14 protein-coding genes are annotated in these 18341 nt (G+C 41.7%); 7 read left to right on the top strand and 7 right to left on the bottom strand.

The genetic code is table 11. The features are described from left to right. Nucleotides 1-44 precede the first annotated feature (44 nt). Nucleotides 45-1127: an aminotransferase class V-fold PLP-dependent enzyme gene (locus tag D0S24_RS12465; protein WP_117020174.1), complete on the top strand. Its 1083-nt coding sequence runs from the start codon at nucleotides 45-47 to the stop codon at nucleotides 1125-1127. Between the two features lie 154 nt (nucleotides 1128-1281). Continuing rightward, nucleotides 1282-1578: an isoamylase early set domain-containing protein gene (locus tag D0S24_RS12460; RefSeq protein WP_117020173.1), complete on the top strand. Its 297-nt coding sequence runs from the start codon at nucleotides 1282-1284 to the stop codon at nucleotides 1576-1578. A gap of 163 nt (nucleotides 1579-1741) precedes the next feature. Here the strand turns inward: D0S24_RS12460 and D0S24_RS12455 are convergent, their stop codons facing one another. The 6 genes from D0S24_RS12455 to D0S24_RS12430 all read right to left on the bottom strand — a co-directional run bounded on the left by D0S24_RS12455 (nucleotide 1742) and on the right by D0S24_RS12430 (nucleotide 8488). Further along, nucleotides 1742-2566, bottom strand: a complete 825-nt coding sequence (locus D0S24_RS12455) for a thymidylate synthase (RefSeq protein ID WP_117020172.1) — start codon at nucleotides 2564-2566, stop codon at nucleotides 1742-1744. Nucleotides 2567-2805: 239 nt separating this feature from the next. Next, a complete protein-coding gene (locus D0S24_RS12450; RefSeq protein WP_117020171.1) occupies nucleotides 2806-4077 on the bottom strand; it encodes an NAD(P)/FAD-dependent oxidoreductase in 1272 nt (423 codons plus the stop codon). Between the two features lie 129 nt (nucleotides 4078-4206). Further along, nucleotides 4207-5667 carry a NupC/NupG family nucleoside CNT transporter gene (locus tag D0S24_RS12445; protein ID WP_117020170.1) on the bottom strand — a complete coding sequence of 487 codons (1461 nt, stop codon included), beginning with the start codon at nucleotides 5665-5667 and terminating at the stop codon, nucleotides 4207-4209. Nucleotides 5668-5759: 92 nt separating this feature from the next. After that, complete coding sequence (locus D0S24_RS12440; RefSeq protein WP_117020169.1) at nucleotides 5760-6389, bottom strand: bifunctional nuclease family protein; 630 nt, start codon at nucleotides 6387-6389, stop codon at nucleotides 5760-5762. A gap of 255 nt (nucleotides 6390-6644) precedes the next feature. Next, nucleotides 6645-7613, bottom strand: a complete 969-nt coding sequence (locus D0S24_RS12435; protein WP_117020259.1) for an electron transfer flavoprotein subunit alpha/FixB family protein — start codon at nucleotides 7611-7613, stop codon at nucleotides 6645-6647. Nucleotides 7614-7741: 128 nt separating this feature from the next. Beyond that, the gene (locus D0S24_RS12430) at nucleotides 7742-8488 is read right to left on the bottom strand and encodes an electron transfer flavoprotein subunit beta/FixA family protein (protein ID WP_117020168.1); all 747 of its coding nucleotides are present in this window, start codon (nucleotides 8486-8488) and stop codon (nucleotides 7742-7744) included. 292 nt (nucleotides 8489-8780) lie between these two features. On the opposite strand from D0S24_RS12430, the gene D0S24_RS12425 reads away from it, so the two are divergent. The 4 genes from D0S24_RS12425 (at nucleotide 8781) to D0S24_RS12410 (ending at nucleotide 15714) form a co-directional block, all read left to right on the top strand. Beyond that, nucleotides 8781-9761 (top strand): pyruvate dehydrogenase complex E1 component subunit beta, encoded by a 981-nt coding sequence (locus tag D0S24_RS12425; protein WP_117020167.1) that lies wholly within the window; start codon nucleotides 8781-8783, stop codon nucleotides 9759-9761. A 169-nt stretch (nucleotides 9762-9930) separates the two neighbouring features. Then, nucleotides 9931-12426, top strand: a complete 2496-nt coding sequence (locus tag D0S24_RS12420) for a DUF5686 and carboxypeptidase-like regulatory domain-containing protein (protein WP_117020166.1) — start codon at nucleotides 9931-9933, stop codon at nucleotides 12424-12426. A 231-nt stretch (nucleotides 12427-12657) separates the two neighbouring features. Then, nucleotides 12658-13188 carry an inorganic diphosphatase gene (locus D0S24_RS12415; RefSeq protein ID WP_117020165.1) on the top strand — a complete coding sequence of 177 codons (531 nt, stop codon included), beginning with the start codon at nucleotides 12658-12660 and terminating at the stop codon, nucleotides 13186-13188. A gap of 114 nt (nucleotides 13189-13302) precedes the next feature. Continuing rightward, nucleotides 13303-15714, top strand: coding sequence for a sodium-translocating pyrophosphatase (locus tag D0S24_RS12410; protein ID WP_117020164.1), 2412 nt, complete (start codon nucleotides 13303-13305; stop codon nucleotides 15712-15714). 227 nt (nucleotides 15715-15941) lie between these two features. Here D0S24_RS12410 and D0S24_RS12405 read toward each other — a convergent pair whose 3' ends face one another. Next, the gene (locus tag D0S24_RS12405) at nucleotides 15942-16556 is read right to left on the bottom strand and encodes a deoxynucleoside kinase (RefSeq protein ID WP_117020163.1); all 615 of its coding nucleotides are present in this window, start codon (nucleotides 16554-16556) and stop codon (nucleotides 15942-15944) included. A gap of 510 nt (nucleotides 16557-17066) precedes the next feature. On the opposite strand from D0S24_RS12405, the gene metK reads away from it, so the two are divergent. Further along, entirely contained in the window at nucleotides 17067-18323 is a 1257-nt protein-coding gene (gene metK / locus D0S24_RS12395) for a methionine adenosyltransferase (RefSeq protein ID WP_117020161.1), read from the top strand. Nucleotides 18324-18341: the final 18 nt, after the last annotated feature.

Here is an 18341-nt window from a genome sequence, read left to right as displayed (position 1 = left end):
CTTTAGGCAAAGATACCATAAATACAAATTTCATTTCTTTGGATATGCAAAAGATTATCAAGCAATTTCCAGTTTTAAGTCAGTACACTTATGTAAATACGGCTGCATCCGGCCTTCTTTATGACGATCTTTTGGATTGGCGGCAAGAACATGATCTTGATTTTTTGATTGGGGGAAGTAAAATGAAAATGAAAAGTCTCCAGCTTATTTCCGAAACCAGGAACACTATTGGAAAATTTTTTGGTTGTAAGGCGGATAATGTGGCCTTGGTCCCTAATTTTTCCATTGGACTCAATCTATTGCTGGAAGGCCTGGGGGGAAAAAGGAACGTATTGCTTTTGGAAGGGGATTTCCCTTCTGTGAACTGGCCTTTTGAAAGTAGGGGGCATGCCACCCATTATCTAAAGGTCACCGAATCTTTGGAGGAAAATATTTACGATAGGATAAAATCGGATAACATAAATGTCCTGGCCCTTAGTTTGGTACAGTGGTTGAACGGGGTAAAGGTGGATCTGGATTTTTTGGGCAAATTGAAAAAGCATTTCCCGGATCTATTGATCATTGCCGATGGTACACAATTTTTGGGTACGGAGATCTTTAATTTTGAAGGTTCCGGAATAGATGTTTTGGGAGCAAGCTCCTATAAATGGTTGTTGGGGGGTTATGGTAACGGATTTATGCTGTTTGCGGACGACACGCCGGGCAAATTTAGCTGCAGGTCTACGGGTTTTAATGCTGCCGACGGGGACATGGAAGGTAGGGATAAGGTGTCCTTTGCCAAACAATTTGAACCTGGACATTTGGATACTTTTAATTTTGGGAGCCTAAACCATTCTTTGGGCTTTCTTTCGAATATAGGAATGGATGCGATTACCGGCCAGGTCAAAAGGCTTTCTATAAAGGCAAAGGGGGAACTGGAGAATTTGGGGTTGTTGGAAGCGTCCGTGGTCAAAAGAAAAGGGCATAGTTCCATATTTAATATTCCGGGAGATAAGGATTTGTATGCCAAGTTTATGGAGCAGGATGTGGTTTGTTCCCAACGCGGAAATGGCATTCGGTTAAGTTTTCATTTCTACAATACAGAAAATGAGATAGATAAGATTATTGGAATCTTAAAGAGAGGATAGGCAATGTTGTTTACTTAGGAATTTTACTTTATAAAATTATCAAAGAAGGTCAATTGTTAAACTTATTTTAAGAAAATGATAAAAATGATATTGGTCATTGGGAATGAGGGGTTTAATGATTTAATTTTGCATTTTAATCTAAAATTTAGAGGTCATGGGAATTACTAAACAATATTTAAAGAGCAAGCCAATATGCAAGGTAACTTTTTCGGTACCGGCAGAGGATGCAAAGAAGGTGGCAGTAGTGGGGGATTTTAATAATTGGAGCCCAAAAGGAAGCGCATTGAAGAAATTGAAAAACGGAACCTTTAAGGGGACTTTCGATTTGCCAAAGGAAAGTACTTATGAATTCAAATATATTGTGGATGGCAATTACGTTAACGAAGCGGAGGCGGATCGTTACCAATGGAACGAATTTGCCGGTACCGAGAATTCAGTTTTGGTATTGTAAATAATACGAATCCGATACCATTGGAACCTTACTTTCCATGGTGTCGGATTTTTACAAGGGTATTTTTTTCCCGCAATGAATTTTTGTTCAGCCTATTTTACCGCTCCAATAGATGGGCAACTGTAAATTGGGCCTTGTTCGTTTTACAGGTATTGGTACTCCGTTATACGGCCACGGTTGCCTTAATATGTGGGTGGGGGTCGTAATCCAATAGGCTAAAATCTTCGAAGGTAAACTTGAAGATATCCTTTACTTCCGGATTCAGGACCATTTTTGGCAAAGGTCTTGGTTGTCTGCTTAATTGCAATTCCACCTGTTCAAAATGATTGCTGTAAATATGTGCGTCCCCAAAGGTGTGGATAAATTCGCCAGGCTCTAGGTCGCAGACCTGTGCCATCATAAGGGTGAATAGGGCATAGGAAGCTATATTGAACGGAACGCCCAAAAATATATCGGCACTTCTTTGATATAATTGACAGGACAATTTACCATTGGCAACATAGAATTGAAAAAAGGCATGGCAGGGAGGCAATGCGGCTTTTCCATTGGCCACATTCTCTGAAAATGACAAGGAAGTGTCAGGAAGTACACTGGGGTTCCAGGCCGAAACCAGCATACGGCGACTGTTGGGACTGGTTTTTAGGGTATGTACTATTTCCTTGATCTGGTCTATTTCATCACCGTTCCAATTCCGCCACTGATATCCGTAAACAGGACCCAAATTGCCATTTTCATCTGCCCACTCGTTCCATATACGTACCCCGTTCTCCTGCAAATAGCCAATATTGGTATCGCCCTTTAAAAACCATAGCAGTTCATGCACAATGGATTTTAAATGGAGTTTTTTGGTGGTAACCATGGGAAATCCCTCGGCAAGGTCAAAACGCATTTGATATCCAAAAACACTTTTGGTACCTGTGCCGGTCCTATCACCCTTTTGGATTCCATTTTCCAATACATGTTTTAGTAAATCGTGGTACTGTTTCATTTTTATTGTCCTTGTTATTGCCAAAAACACCCAATTCTTATGGTCATGGCCATGGAGCGCAAATTAATAAAATCCGGAATTATGGAGCGTACTGTTGAACCCAAGTTATTATAAATTATCAACGGTTTAAAAAAGGTTGGTTTAGGTCTGTTCCATTTTTAATCGGGAAACAAAGCGGACACTCGTTTTTCCAATTCTTCGGTCCTTATTGGAGGCGTTATTTAAACGTTGATCGGACACTAGTGTTTTCTTTCACTTGGTTTAATGATCATTCTAAAAGATTGGTCCTTGAATATATAATAACCCAGCCAGTTGTACAATGTCCGTATTTTGTTCTTAAAATTGACCAGGCCCATGATGTGGACAAAAATCCATATCAGCCAGGCAATAAATCCTTTTAAGAAGTATTTTTGTTTTGGGGAATCCAAGACGGCCTTATTCCGTCCAATAATGGCCAGGGAACCCTTGTCCCCATAGCTAAAGGGGGTCCAATTTGCAGGGTCCAATTCTAGGTTGTGGGCCAAATTCTTGGCTTGCTGCAATGCGGGCTGGGCCAATTGCGGATGTCCGTCCGGGTAATTTTTATCTCCGGAGACCAATGCGCAATCTCCCAATGCGTATATATTTTTATGGCCATTGACCAAATTAAGGGCATTGGTCTTTAATCTTTTTCCCTTTCCGTAACTCTCCGGGGAAAAACCTTCAAAGAATTTGGCCGAAACCCCGGCGGCCCATATAAGGTTCTTGGTTTGGATTTCACTGCCATCGGATAGGTACACCGTATCGTTCTCGAAATCCTTGACCAGGGTGTTGAGCTTTATTTTAACGTTCAATTTGCGGAGCTCCCCAAAGGTGTAGTTTTGTGAATGGCGGGACATTGCCGCCAATACGGCTTCCTGTCCGTCTATTACGTAGATATCGCCCAAATCATCCTTGCTTAGTTCGGGATAATCCTTTCTTAGGATAAACGATCTCATTTCTGCCAAAATGCCAGAGAGTTCCACCCCTGTGGGTCCGGCACCGGCAACGACAAAAGTGAGTAGTTTTTTGCGTTCCTGGGTGTCGCTCAATCGGGTGGCCCGGTCCAATCTGGTAAGGATTACATTTCTTAGGGAAATGGCATCACTGATGGTTTTCATTGGGAGGCTTTTTTCCTCAATATTCCTGTTGCCAAAAAAATTGGTTTCGGCCCCAGTGGCCATGACCAATAAATCATATTGTATTTCACCGTTGTTCAGGATGATCTTGTTCTCGGAGGGGACTACCCTTTCCATGGCCCCAAGTCTAAAGCGAACACTTTCTTTATTCCTTAATATCTTTCGAAATGGATAGCTAATGGCAGAGGGCTCCATAAACCCCGTAGAGACCTGATAGATTAGGGGAGGGAAAAAATTATAATTATTGCTGTCTACCAAAATAAGGTCATAAAGCCGGGAATTCCCTAATCGTTTAACCAATTCCAATCCTGCAAATCCCCCTCCTACAACTACTATGGTGCGTTTCTTTTCCATTTTGTTCGTTTTGCTACAAAGGTAGTGGCAAATTATGGGAATCCTCTTCAACTGGTTTAAGAAGATTTTTTTTTGATGATGATCGGTAACCAGAAATCTAACTTATAGGGTGTGGGTCAACAGCAACCATTACCCCAGGATCATTCCGGCAATAGTAGCGGAAAGCAAAGAGGCGATAGATCCGCCCAAAACAGCTTTCATTCCAAATTCCGACAAGGTTTTCCTTTGTCCGGGCGCCAAGGAGCCAATGCCCCCTATCTGAATACCGATAGAGGCAAAATTGGCAAATCCGCATAGCATATAAGTGGCCATGATCACCGATTTGTTAAATGTAAAATGGGTGCTGCTGGCAATATTTTTTAATTCGGCCAATTGTATGTACCCAATAAATTCACTGGCGGCCAATTTAATGCCCAAAAGTTGTCCCATAAGCATAATATCTACAGAATCTACTCCTATTAGCCACATAAGGGGGGCAAAAATAGTTCCAAGGATAGCCTCCAGGGAAAAATTGGAATAGGGAGAATTTAGGGCGATCCATGAATTTAGATCCGTAATATTGCCCGTCCAATCCAAGATGCCGTTTATCATGGCGATAAAGGCCACAAATACCAATAGCATGGCACCAACGTTTACGGCCAATTTTAGGCCTTCGGTAGTTCCGTTGGAAATGGAATCGAGAATATTGGAACCAATTTTTTCGTTGGAAACATGTACATCCGTATTGATTGCTTCGGTTTGGGGGTATAGGATTTTTGAGATAACAATGGCTCCAGGAGCTGCCATGACCGATGCGGCCAAGAGGTGTTTTGCAAACTGTAGCCTGAGGATGGGATCGTCTCCCCCCAAAAAACCGATATAGGCGGCCAAAACGGCCCCGGCAACGGTTGCCATGCCCCCTATCATTACCAAAAGCATTTCAGATCGGGTCATTTTTTCCAGATAGGCCTTTATTAACAGGGGAGCCTCGGTCTGCCCTAAAAAGATATTTCCGGTTACACTTAAACTTTCAGCACCGGATATCCCCAGGGATTTGGTGAGTAACCATGCCAATGCCCTGACTACTTTTTGGATAATGCCCAAATAGAACAGTACCGATGTCAATGCCGAAAAGAAGATAATGGTGGGAAGGACCTGAAAGGCAAAAATAAATCCGAAGGTATCCATGTCCACCACCAGGCCTTCGAACAGGAATTTACTCCCGGCCTTTGTAAAATCTAGAATACTTACAAAAATTTTTCCTCCAAATTCGAAGACTTTCGAAACAAAACTGAGGTCGAACCTATACCCGAAGGCATTAAAACCTATTTTTTCGCCAATTAGGATACAAATGGCCAAGAGCAGTTGGATGAAAAGTCCGATTCCTGCGGTTTTCCAGTTAATGGCCTTTTTGTTATTGCTAAAGAGGTAGGCTATAAAAATCAATGATGCCATTCCAAGAATGCCCCTCCAGAGACTTTGAAAAGAAGCCCCTTGATTGGGAATGATCCCCCGGGAATGCTGCAGTAGGTTTGGGTCGTTTATTTCTTGGGCCAGGGATGGGAATGCTATAAAGCTAAAAATAAATAAAATCCAAAGCTTATTTCTCATCCAGTAATCTTATTTAAATTGAGGTCTCGACTCTGACCGGACAAAATTATCATAAACAACCCATTGACAATTAAAAATCGGTCGAACTTACCTTATTTGCGTTTGGAGATTTCATCCCTGAGTTTTGCCGCCTTTTCATAGTCTTCGCTGGCAACGGCCTTGTCCAGCTCGGCATATAGTTCTTCCGTACTTAATTCTTTGTACCCGTCGGAAGCACCTGGGTTTATTTCTACCGTTTCCCCTTCCTGTAGAATTTCATCGACCATAATACTGTCGTCAGCATCTTCCTTGTCCTTTTCTTTTGAAGAAAATTTAAGGAATATGCCCGCTTTGTCCAAGATGGTCTTGTAGGTAAAAATAGGGGCATTGAACCTTAGGGCCAGGGCTATGGCATCACTTGTCCTGGCGTCTATGATCTCCTCTATTTTATCGCGTTCACAAATAATACTGGAATAGAAAACGCCATCGACCAATTTGTGGATGATGACCTGTTTGATGACGATATCAAAGCGATCGGCAAAATTTTTGAACAGGTCATGTGTCAGGGGTCTGGGAGGTTTAATTTCCTTCTCCAACGCAATAGCTATGGATTGGGCTTCAAAGGCACCAATAACGATAGGTAGTTTACGGTCGCCATCAACTTCATTCAATATAAGGGCATATGCACCATTTTGCGTTTGGCTATAGGATATCCCCTTTATTTTTAATCTAACTAAACTCATAGAAATTTATCAACTAAAAAAGGCTGTTCGAAATACAGGGCGGGCCAAGTGTTCAGTCAAGCCTAAACCTACGGGTAATTTAAAGTGTCCCTTGAGCCGGTCCTGCGTTGCAAAAATCCTTACGTAGCCTACGGCTATGCTCGTTTTTTGCGCCTTGGCCCAACTCAAGATCCATCATTCCTTAACCGTTGTTTAAACATTGACTAAACACTAGTATGTTTGAGCAGCCCTTTAAGGGGCACAATTTAACAAAAATTAAGCGTTTTGGGCCTTAAATTCCTTTAATTTTTCGATTAACTTGGGAACAACTTCAAAAGCATCGCCAACCACGCCATAGTCTGCAGCCTTAAAAAAGGGGGCTTCAGGGTCCGTATTGATGACCACTTTCACCTTGGAAGAGCTAACCCCTGCCAAATGCTGGATTGCCCCGGAGATGCCTATGGCAATGTATAGATTGCTGGCCACCGGTTTTCCTGTTTGTCCAACATGCTCCCCATGTGGCCTCCATCCAAGATCGGAGACCGGTTTGGAACAAGCGGTAGCCGCTCCCAATACTTCTGCCAATTCTTCTATCATCCCCCAGTTTTCAGGTCCTTTCAGGCCACGACCTCCCGATACAACAATATCGGCATCGGCAATGGTAGCTTTGCCCACTACCTTGTCTACCTCTATAGATTTGGTAGTAAAGGAATCGCCCCCAAGAGCGGGTTCAAAATTCTCCACTTCGGCCTTGGTTTTATTTTCCGCACTCCCGAAAGCATTATTGGAAACACCGACAATTTTAATTTCTGAACTTATTTCGGTAACGGCAAAGCCCTTATTGCTAAATACCGTTCTTTTTACTTTGAACGGGCTGGTGCTTTCCGGGGCCGATACCACATTGGGAACATAACCTGCCCTTAATTGCGCGGCTAAAATGGGAGCCAGGAATTTAGTGTCCGCACTGGAACTAAGGATTATAATCTTGGCGTTTTCTTTTTCTGCCGCTTGGCCAATTACTTGGGCAAAGGCCTTTGCACTGAAGGTTTTTAGCTGGTCATTGGAAACGTTCAATACTTTGGAAACTCCAAAGTCGCCCAAGCTTTCGGCCTTACCGGCATTAATGGAAATGGCCGTGGCCTTGGTTCCCATTAGCTTCGCTACCTCATAGGCATAAGAGGCAACCTCATGGGCATTCTTTTTATATTTTCCGTTTTCGGATTCTGTATATACTAAAACTGACATAGGGTTATAGGGTTTTAACAAGTAGCCTGTTCCATAGATATATGGTAATGGCTTTATAAATCATTTTTTTTTGATCTGATATGGGCATCGCCTATCCGAATTGGTTTCATTCGGCAGGAGCTTTTTTATTAGATTACTTTGGCTTCGTTGTGCAATAAATTGATCAATTCGTCAATATTATCGGCATCCACTAAGGTTACCTTGCCTTTTGGGGCAGGTTTTTCAAATTTAACATCTGTTGTGGCATTTTTGGATGTAGTAGGTTCAACTACATTCAATTTTTTCTGGCGTGCCATCATAATTCCCCTCATATTCGGAATTCTTAGGTCGCTTTCGGCAACAAGGCCTTTTTGTCCCCCGATGACCAATGGCAAGGTGGTCGCTATCTTTTCCTTACCGCCATCGATCTCTCTTGTAGCCGTGGCATTGTTGCCCTCGATTTCCAGACTTATACAGGTATTGACGAAGTTCATGTCCAACAAAGTGGCTAAAATGCCGGGGACCATGCCACCATTGTAATCAATGGATTCCCTTCCGGCTATTACCAGGTCGTATTCCCCGTTCTTGATAACTTCTGCCAACTGCTCGGCCACAAAAAAACCATCTAGGGGAACTGCGTTTACACGTATTGCTTCATCCGCACCAATGGCGAGCGCTTTTCTAATGGTTGGTTCGGTGCTGGCCTCGCCTACAGTAGCTACATGTACGGTGGCCCCTTGCTTTTCTTTGAACCACATGGCGCGCGTGAGACCAAATTCATCATTCGGATTAATAACAAATTGCACCCCATTGGTGTCAAATTTGGTGTCATTTTCCGTGAAGTTTATCTTTGAAGTAGTGTCCGGGACATTACTTAGGCATACTAAAATTTTCATCTGTTTATATTTATTGTTTTTTTATCGGTCAGATGTAATGTCCAAATAATCATTTTCGTCCCGATAATTATCGGGAGGTTTGAAAATTTTGCTAATGGATATTTCATCTGATAATATTTTGTTGACCGTTGATTAAGAAATGGTGGCTAATATACTCAATAATTTTTTTAAATACTATGCATGCATAGTATTTTTTGAGGTATTTTTAATTGTTTACTTCCTAATCATGATATATTATTTCCTACTTTTGCTAGCGCTTTTAGCATTTTAACATAAAGATTCCATTTTAAAGATGAAAACACTACAGTTTAGGGAGGCTATACAGGAAGCAATGTCCGAGGAGATGAGGAGGGACGAGACCGTTTATTTGATGGGTGAAGAAGTTGCTGAATATAACGGTGCCTATAAGGCTTCCAAAGGAATGTTGGACGAGTTTGGTCCGGAAAGGGTAATTGATACCCCTATATCCGAGCTTGGTTTTGCCGGGATTGGTGTGGGTTCGGCTATGATCGGCAATAGGCCAATAATAGAGTTTATGACCTTTAATTTTGCGTTGGTAGGGATAGATCAAATCATCAATAACGCCGCTAAGATCAGGCAAATGTCCGGAGGTCAGTTTAATTGTCCCATAGTTTTCCGTGGGCCAACAGCTTCCGCCGGTCAATTGGCGGCGACCCATTCACAGGCATTTGAAAGTTGGTATGCCAACTGTCCCGGGCTTAAAGTAGTGGTTCCCTCCAACCCGAAAGATGCCAAGGGGCTTTTAAAATCGGCCATCCGCGATAATGATCCGGTTATTTTTATGGAATCGGAACAGATGTATGGAGATAAGGGCGAAGTTCCGGAAGGGGATTATACCATTCCTTTGGGAGTAGCCGAAATTAGGAGGGAAGGTACGGATGTTACCCTTGTTTCCTTTGGTAAAATAATTAAGGAAGCGGATAAGGCCGCGGAAGAATTGGCCAAGGAAAATATTAGTTTGGAAATTATTGATTTGCGTACGGTTAAACCCTTGGATTACGAGGCGGTTTTAAAATCCGTAAAAAAAACTAATAGATTGGTTATTTTGGAGGAAGCTTGGCCCTTTGGCAATGTAGCCACAGAGATTACCTATCATGTGCAGTCCAATGCCTTCGATTATTTGGATGCCCCCATCGTAAAGATCAATACAGCGGATACCCCGGCACCATATTCGCCGGTTTTATTGGCAGAATGGTTGCCCAACCATGAGGATGTTGTAAAGGCGGTAAAGAAAGTATTGTACAAATTATAATATATACCCTAAAAACATGTTATGGCTTCGTTGACTCTTGGTTAACGGAGCTTTTATATTATAAATTTAATATAAAGGGTAAGTACGGGCCGTTGGTTACGTCTATACGTTCGGTTCCTTCCTAAAATGGAGAGGAGCCTTTTTATTAGAGGTCTTTTTAAATAAGAAAATGGCAAGAATCCTTGTAATCCTATTTTTGTTTATCGTTCAATACACTTTTTGCCAGACCAAGGTAGGGGGTATTGTATTGGATAGCGCCGGGGAACCCGTTTCTTTTGCCAATGTGCTTTTCAAGGATTCCTCGGAAGGTACCATAACCAATGACAATGGCAGGTTTTATATGGAATCGGAAAATACCTATACTACCTTGCTGGTGTCTTTTATAGGTTACGAAACCAAGGAAATAAGCCTTGAGGCCAAGGTTACCTATGACATGAATATTGTGTTGGAAGAGTCCAGCGAACAGTTGGACGAGGTAGTGGTTTATTTTGGTAAGACCGATAAAAAAAATAATCCCGCCATCGATATACTTAAAAAAATATGGGCCAAAAAACGTAAGAACGGGGTCCATATGTTTAAACAGTATCAGTTTGACAAGTATGAGAAAGTTGAGTTTGACCTAAATACGATAGACAGCGCCCTTATGAAAAGTAGGGTTTTTAGGGGCTTGGAATTTGTTTTTAACGATTTGGATACTTCACGGATAACTGGGAAGACCTATTTGCCTATTTTTTTGAACGAAACTTTTTCCAAGGTCTATGGCGATAATGTGAAGGCCTTGGTGAAGGAAGATGTTTTGGGGAGCAAGAATTCCGGTTTCAGCAACAATCAGGCTATAATTGCCTTTATTGCCGATCTTTATTCCGATTACGATATTTACGATAATTATTTAAAATTTTTCGACAAGAGTTTTACCAGTCCATTGTCCCGGACAGGGGTGGACACCTATAATTATGTCTTGGCGGATAGTGCCTTTATAGATAATAAATGGTGCTACAATATTATTTATTACCCAAGACGCAAGAACGAGCTTACGTTCAAAGGGGATTTTTGGGTGAACGATACCACCTATGCGGTGAAGAATATAAATTTGGCCGTCACCAAAAGTGCCAATATCAACTGGGTCAAAGAAATTTATATCGAACAGGAGTTCGATGTGGTCAACGATTCCGTTTTTCTCTTGACCCGTGATTATATGTTGTCCGATTTTAGTTTTAATAAAAAGGAAAATTCAAGAGGGGTATACGGTAAGAGGACTACGGTATACGGGGATTATAAATTTAATCAGCCAAAACCCAATGAATTTTATAAGGCCAAGACCGATCCTTTTGACCCTATGGTACTGAACAAGGAGGATGACTTCTGGGAGGCCAATAGATTGGAGTCCCTAAATGCCGATGAAAAAGGTATTTATAAATTATTGGATACCTTAAAGACGGTACCCAAATTTAAAAGCTACTATAACATAGTTAGCATACTGGGGTCCGGGTATGTGGAAATAGATAAATGGAATTTGGATCTAGGGGACGTGTACAGCATTTTTGGTTATAATGAGGCGGAAGGGGTTCGACTTAGGGTTGGGGCCAGGACTTATTTTGGGCAAAACGATCCCTGGCGATTGCAGGCGTATTTGGCCTATGGTTTTGGGGACGATAAATTTAAGTATGGGATTTCCGGAAAATGGCTGGTGGACAAAAAATCCAGGTTTATCATTTCTGGTGGTAAAAGAAGGGATATAGAACAATTGGGAATCAGCTTAACCGCTACAACGGATGTTCTGGGAAGAAGTATAGCGTCCTCGTCGGTGCTAACGGTCGGTTCCAATAATCGACTTACCAATATAGATCTTAGCACCTTTAATCTGGAACTGGAACCGATCACCAATTTCAGGGTAGGGGTAGGTGGATCCTACAGGACACTTAGCTCTGCCCTGCCCAATGCCTTTGGCTTGGATTATATTGATCCTACTTCTCCCACAGGGATATCTTCGGAAATAAATCAATTTGACCTTTCCACCATTCTTATCTATACACCGGGAAAGAAGACTATAGGAAGCGGTGTGGAAAGACGGGATGTGAACGATAATTACAGTACTTTGTTTTTGTCCTATACCAATGGTCTAAAAAATTTCTTGGATAGTGATTTCGATTATAAAAAAGTGCAGTTTAGCTATACCCAGCCTTGGCAGGTAGGAGGTCTTGGAAGGTTGCTGACCACAGTGGAGATAGGGAAGACGTATGGAGAGGTACCCTTAGGACTACTGAACGCCATTCCTGGAAATCAAACATTTTTTTCCGTGTACAATACTTTTTCGAATCTTGATTTTTATGAATTCGTTACCGATACCTATGTTTCGGCACATTTGGAGCATAATTTCAACGGAAGGTTTTTTTCAAGGATTCCCTTTATGAGAAAATGGAACCTAAGGGAAATAATTGGTTTACGAGGGGTCTGGGGGGAACTTTCGGATGAAAACAGGGCTTTGAGCGCCCCGGCAAATATTCCTTTAATTGCCCCTGATGATAAGATATATTGGGAGTATTCGGTAGGAGTTGGGAATATCTTTAAGATTTTGAGGATAGATTTTAACTTTAGGGGGAATTATTTGGAGAATCCCGGAGCAAGATCCTTTGGGGTAACCGGGTCCTTCGGATTTCTTTTCTGATATACTTTTTTGACAGTTACCTAGTATCATGTCAATGCTACTGTGTCGTTTAAGTCGTGGTTATTTTTTATCTGGCCAAGGCAAAAAAATGTTGCATAGCCGTGCTACGGAACTGTTTTTTAACGAAGGCCGGGTGAAAAAGAACAAGGCTTGGGATGGCTAAAGTAGGATTGACAGGACATAAGTATTAATTTGTTATTTTTAGAACATTATAAGATTAAATGTAACCATATGAGCAATGAAGCTATTACGTCGTTCGATGTATTGATCGAAATACCTAAGGGTAGTAGAAATAAATATGAATACGATTTTGCCCTAAAGAAGATAAGGTACGACAGGATGATTTTTTCATCCATGATGTACCCGGCCGACTATGGGTTTATCCCAGAAACCTTGGCATTGGACGGCGATCCCTTGGACGTCCTTGTTTTGGTGACCGAAGCAACATTTCCCGGTTGTGTAATGGAGGTAAAACCTATTGGGGTATTTCATATGACCGATGAAAAAGGACCCGATGAAAAGGTTATTTGCGTACCCGTATCCGATCCCATCTGGAACAAGATCAATGATTTAAGCGAATTAAATCCTCATTTAATAAAGGAAATTGAGCATTTCTTTAAAGTCTATAAGGATCTTGAAAAGAAAAAGGTAGATGTTGGCGGATGGGGAGAACAGCAGGAAGCAAGGGAAATTGTGGCAAAATGTATACAGAGGTTTAAGGATAGCGACGTTCCAAAACAGGATGTAAGTATAAAGTATTAATCCTTAATTTTTTAAAAAGTTAAAAAGCAGTATTGCGGAAGTAATATTGCTTTTTTTATTCTACCATATTTTACTACTTTTGCCCCTCAAAATATTTAACAAATAATCAAACAAATGGAATCAATAATTATTTACTTGCCAGTAATAATGGCATTGGTAGGTCTTGCTTTTATGGCGGTAAAAAGGTCCTGGGTATTAAAACAAAATGCTGGGGACGGAAAAATGAAAGAAATTTCAGATTATATCTATGAAGGCGCCTTGGCCTTTCTAAAGGCAGAGTATAAATTATTGACATTTTTCGTTATAGGGGCCAGTGTTGCATTGGCCGCAATTTCTTTTATAGTACCTACAACCCATATCCTTATTGTAGTAGCTTTTATTTTTGGTGCTTTCTTTTCTGCCTTGGCAGGTAATATGGGGATGAAGATCGCCACAAAAACAAATGTTAGAACTACGCAGGCCGCCCGTACCAGTTTGCCACAGGCTTTAAAGGTGTCTTTTGGAGGGGGTACCGTGATGGGGCTTGGTGTTGCAGGTCTGGCCGTATTGGGTTTGACCACTGCCTTTATTCTGTTGTTTCATTTTTTTATGAACGGAGTATGGACTTCCACGGAAGACATGACCGTTGTTCTTGAAACATTGGCGGGTTTTTCCCTTGGTGCGGAATCCATTGCCTTATTTGCAAGAGTTGGTGGAGGTATCTACACCAAGGCTGCAGATGTGGGGGCGGATTTGGTTGGGAAGGTAGAGGCCGGTATTCCAGAGGATGATCCCCGTAATCCGGCCACAATTGCCGACAACGTAGGGGATAATGTAGGTGATGTTGCCGGTATGGGGGCCGATTTGTTCGGATCTTATGTAGCTACCGTATTGGCTGCCATGGTACTTGGAAATTATGTAATTAAGGATATGGGCGGTGCCATTAAGGACGCTTTTGGCGGAATTGGCCCAATTTTATTGCCTATGGCCATTGCTGGGTTCGGAATTATATTTTCCATCGTGGGTACCATGTTGGTGAAAATTAAAAATAACGAGGCCAAGGAAAAGGAAGTACAGGGCGCCTTGAATGTAGGAAATTGGGTTTCCATTGCATTGACCCTCGTAGCCTGTTTTGTATTGGTAAAATACATGTTGCCCGAAACTATGCAAATGGAATTTTTTGGGGAAGGTTTAAAGGATATTTCTTCTATTAGAGTGTTTTATGCCACTGTTGTAGGTTTGGTTGTTGGAGGGGTTATCTCCTCGGTGACCGAATATTACACAGGCTTGGGAACCAAGCCTGTGTTGGCCATAGTTCAAAAATCGAGTACCGGTGCGGGAACCAATGTAATTGCAGGTCTGGCAACAGGAATGATCTCTACCTTTCCAACAGTTCTTTTGTTCGCTGCGGCCATTTGGTCTTCCTACGCCTTTGCCGGTTTTTACGGAGTGGCATTGGCCGCTTCAGCTATGATGGCTACCACTGCTATGCAGTTGGCCATAGACGCGTTTGGACCTATTTCCGATAATGCAGGAGGTATAGCGGAAATGAGTGAACAGGATCCAATTGTAAGGGAGCGTACCGATATTTTGGATTCGGTAGGAAATACCACCGCAGCTACAGGAAAAGGATTTGCCATTGCTTCCGCAGCCTTGACATCCCTGGCCTTATTTGCAGCTTATGTAACTTTTACGGGGATAGACGGGATCAATATTTTTAAGGCCCCTGTTTTGGCCATGCTTTTTGTAGGAGGTATGATTCCAGTCGTTTTTTCCGCCCTGGCCATGAATTCGGTGGGCAAGGCAGCTATGGATATGGTTTATGAGGTGCGTAGACAATTCAAGGAAATACCGGGAATAATGGCAGGTACGGGCAAACCTGATTATGCCAAGTGCGTGGATATATCTACCAAGGCGGCCTTACGTGAAATGATGCTACCAGGGATACTGACCATAGGATTTCCTATCGCTATTGTGCTTTTAGGGAAATTGGTCTATGGAAGCGATAATCAATTAATTGCTGAAATGCTGGGAGGTTATATGGCCGGTGTAACCGTTTCCGGGGTGCTTTGGGCCATTTTCCAAAACAATGCCGGGGGAGCCTGGGACAATGCTAAAAAATCTTTTGAGGCAGGAGTGGAAATTAATGGGGAAATGACCTACAAGGGGTCCGATGCCCATAAGGCGGCAGTAACCGGGGATACCGTAGGGGATCCCTTTAAGGATACTTCCGGACCTTCAATGAATATTCTAATAAAGCTTACCTGTTTGATCGGATTGGTAATTGCCCCAATATTAGGGGGACATTTGGAAACAGGGGTTGCGGAGCAGGAAGTACAGGTTGAAATGAATGTGGAGTCTACAGATTTGGCACAGGCCATTGTGACTTATAGTGTTACGGAAAATGGTAAAACCGTTACGGAGGAAAAAATATTCAATGGAACCCAAGAGCAGGTAAAAGCACAATTGGAAGCATTTGAAAAGACTACGAAATGGGATGAAAATGATAAAAAAGTAGTTGTAGAAAAAATTGATATTAGAAAGTAAGTCTCAAAACTTATATTTTGGCATTATCTTAAAAACCCCGTTTATACGGGGTTTTTTTATTATCTGGTTAAAGCCTTTTAATTTTATTGCTCCCGATGGTTATATGGATTTGTTTCTATAAAATTTAGTGTCGGTAGTTGGTAAAAGGCAGTGGGCAGTAAATGTGCATAATAGGCACTGAGGGGGCAAATGTTTTCTTATTGCATGAGGGTTTTTTGGGTAGAAGTCTAAAAAAGGCCATTGATCTCGGCATCAATTTTATTGATGACCAGACCCAGATCTTCAGGTTCGTCCACAAAATTTAATTTGTCCACATCAATGACCAAGAGATTGCCTTTTCCATAGCTTTGTGCCCATGCTTCATAGCGTTCGTTCAATCGGCTTAAATAGTCTATGGAAATACTGTTTTCATATTCACGTCCGCGCTTGTGGATTTGATTCACCAAATTCGGGATGGAACTTCTTAAGTAAATTAATAGGTCCGGAGGTTGTACCAAAGATTCCATTAATTCGAACAGACTGGTGTAATTGCTAAAATCCCTATTGGTCATTAAACCCATGGCATGAAGGTTTGGGGCAAAAATATGGGCATCCTCGTAGATGGTCCGGTCCTGAATAGTGTCCTTGCCACCCTTCCTAATCTGTAAAATTTGTCTATACCTATTGTTTAAAAAGTATATCTGGAGATTAAAGCTCCACCTTTCCATTTGATTGTAAAAGTCGTCCAAATAGGGATTGTCCACCACATCTTCAAATTGGGCCTCCCATTGGTAGTGTTTGGATAGTAATCTTGTCAAGGTTGTTTTGCCAGCCCCAATATTTCCTGCAACGGCGATATGCATAGGTATGTAATTATGGTTAGTGTTTTTTGCACATGCAATAAAGAGGTACAATATACAAGATATCAGGGGTAAGATAAAATCTTTGGAAAAATAACCGATAAAAAACTAAGGGGAATGGACAATGAGCAATAAACAATGAACAATAAGCAATAGGCAATGGGCAATGGGCAAAAGTGTAATAAGAAGTTTTTGCCGCCAACTGCTTATTTATCATCCAGTTTGGCCGTCCACCTTATTTCTTGTGTACTTTGAAATACGATTTGTAGGTTTTTTAGGGGCCTTTTTAAAATTGTTGTTAAACATTTTTAGTTACGTCGAGAATTCTTGTACTTTTGTACGCGAAAAATATCGAGGAAGGATTTGACTGATTGCAACCTCATGTGCTGAATTGGTTTCGGCATAATTAAATGCTAAAGCAGTTTAAGTTGTTCTGTTCCGTTGGAACTGTAACATCCGATCTTCTCTAGTGTGCTTGGTCAAATCCCCAATAATTTTATATTGAAAGGATTTATGGCATATTTATTTACTTCGGAATCGGTTAGTGAAGGGCATCCGGATAAAATAGCGGATCAGATCAGTGATGCGCTCTTGGATCATTTTTTGGCTTTCGACTCGGAAAGCAAGGTGGCTTGCGAAACCCTGGTAACTACTGGCCAGGTGGTTTTGGCAGGGGAAGTCAAAAGCCATACCTATCTTGATGTGCAGCAAATAGCGAGGGATGTAATCAATAAAATAGGATACACCAATGGGGATTACAAGTTTAGCGGGGACTCCTGTGGTGTAATTTCATTGATCCATGAACAGTCCAAAGAGATCAACCAAGGGGTAGATCGCGGGGCAAAGGAAGATCAAGGCGCAGGGGACCAAGGTATGATGTTCGGTTATGCTACTAAGGAAACGGAAAACTATATGCCCTTGGCCTTGGATATTTCCCATAAAATTTTGCAGGTTTTGGCAGATTTGAGAAGGGCGGGAGATGATATTTCCTATCTAAGGCCAGATGCAAAGGCACAGGTAACCATCGAATATTCTGATGATAATGTTCCGCAACGCATAGATACTATTGTTGTCTCTACCCAACATGACGAGTTTGATAAGGATGATGATTTAATGTTGGCCAAAATTAAGAAGGATATAATTTCCATTCTAATACCCAAGGTAAAGGAGCAATTGCCAACGGCCATACAAACACTTTTTAACGATTCTATAAAATATCATATTAACCCAACTGGAAAATTTGTAATTGGAGGTCCCCATGGGGATACCGGTTTAACAGGAAGAAAGATTATTGTGGATACTTACGGTGGCAAAGGAGCCCATGGTGGCGGTGCTTTTAGTGGAAAAGACCCCAGTAAGGTAGATCGTAGTGCCGCTTATGCCGCAAGACATGCGGCCAAAAATCTCGTTGCAGCCGGGGTTGCCGATGAAATTTTGGTTCAGGTCAGTTACGCTATTGGCGTTGTGGAACCCACCTCAATTTTTGTGGATACCTACGGCTCTTCCAAAGTAGCTTTGAGCGATGGGGAGATTGCCAAGAAAGTTGCCCAATTGTTCGATATGCGTCCTTTTGCCATAGAGGAACGGTTAAAACTTAGGAACCCCATTTATTTGGAAACGGCCGCCTATGGCCATATGGGCAAAGCCCCTAAAAAAATGATTAAGGTTTTTGAATCGCCCTACAACGGACGGGTAGAAAAGGAAGTGGAATTATTTACCTGGGAGAAATTGGATGCCGTTGATGTGGTAAAAGAAGCCTTCGATTTATAATTTTTTTAAAAAGATTAG

The sequence above is a fragment of the Arenibacter sp. P308M17 genome (genome assembly GCF_003426735.1).
In the GTDB taxonomy this organism is placed as follows: Bacteria; Bacteroidota; Bacteroidia; order Flavobacteriales; family Flavobacteriaceae; genus Arenibacter.
This window is presented reverse-complemented; position numbering and strand designations above follow the sequence as displayed.

Bases quoted from the DNA above. Each gene is read 5' to 3' on its own strand.
- D0S24_RS12465 (WP_117020174.1), top strand. From the start codon at position 45: ATGCAAAAGATTATCAAGCAATTTCCAGTTTTAAGTCAGTACACTTAT.
- D0S24_RS12460 (WP_117020173.1), top strand. From the start codon at position 1,282: ATGGGAATTACTAAACAATATTTAAAGAGCAAGCCAATATGCAAGGTA.
- D0S24_RS12455 (WP_117020172.1), bottom strand. From the start codon at position 2,566: ATGAAACAGTACCACGATTTACTAAAACATGTATTGGAAAATGGAATC.
- D0S24_RS12450 (WP_117020171.1), bottom strand. From the start codon at position 4,077: ATGGAAAAGAAACGCACCATAGTAGTTGTAGGAGGGGGATTTGCAGGA.
- D0S24_RS12445 (WP_117020170.1), bottom strand. From the start codon at position 5,667: ATGAGAAATAAGCTTTGGATTTTATTTATTTTTAGCTTTATAGCATTC.
- D0S24_RS12440 (WP_117020169.1), bottom strand. From the start codon at position 6,389: ATGAGTTTAGTTAGATTAAAAATAAAGGGGATATCCTATAGCCAAACG.
- D0S24_RS12435 (WP_117020259.1), bottom strand. From the start codon at position 7,613: ATGTCAGTTTTAGTATATACAGAATCCGAAAACGGAAAATATAAAAAG.
- D0S24_RS12430 (WP_117020168.1), bottom strand. From the start codon at position 8,488: ATGAAAATTTTAGTATGCCTAAGTAATGTCCCGGACACTACTTCAAAG.
- D0S24_RS12425 (WP_117020167.1), top strand. From the start codon at position 8,781: ATGAAAACACTACAGTTTAGGGAGGCTATACAGGAAGCAATGTCCGAG.
- D0S24_RS12420 (WP_117020166.1), top strand. From the start codon at position 9,931: ATGGCAAGAATCCTTGTAATCCTATTTTTGTTTATCGTTCAATACACT.
- D0S24_RS12415 (WP_117020165.1), top strand. From the start codon at position 12,658: ATGAGCAATGAAGCTATTACGTCGTTCGATGTATTGATCGAAATACCT.
- D0S24_RS12410 (WP_117020164.1), top strand. From the start codon at position 13,303: ATGGAATCAATAATTATTTACTTGCCAGTAATAATGGCATTGGTAGGT.
- D0S24_RS12405 (WP_117020163.1), bottom strand. From the start codon at position 16,556: ATGCATATCGCCGTTGCAGGAAATATTGGGGCTGGCAAAACAACCTTG.
- metK (WP_117020161.1), top strand. From the start codon at position 17,067: ATGGCATATTTATTTACTTCGGAATCGGTTAGTGAAGGGCATCCGGAT.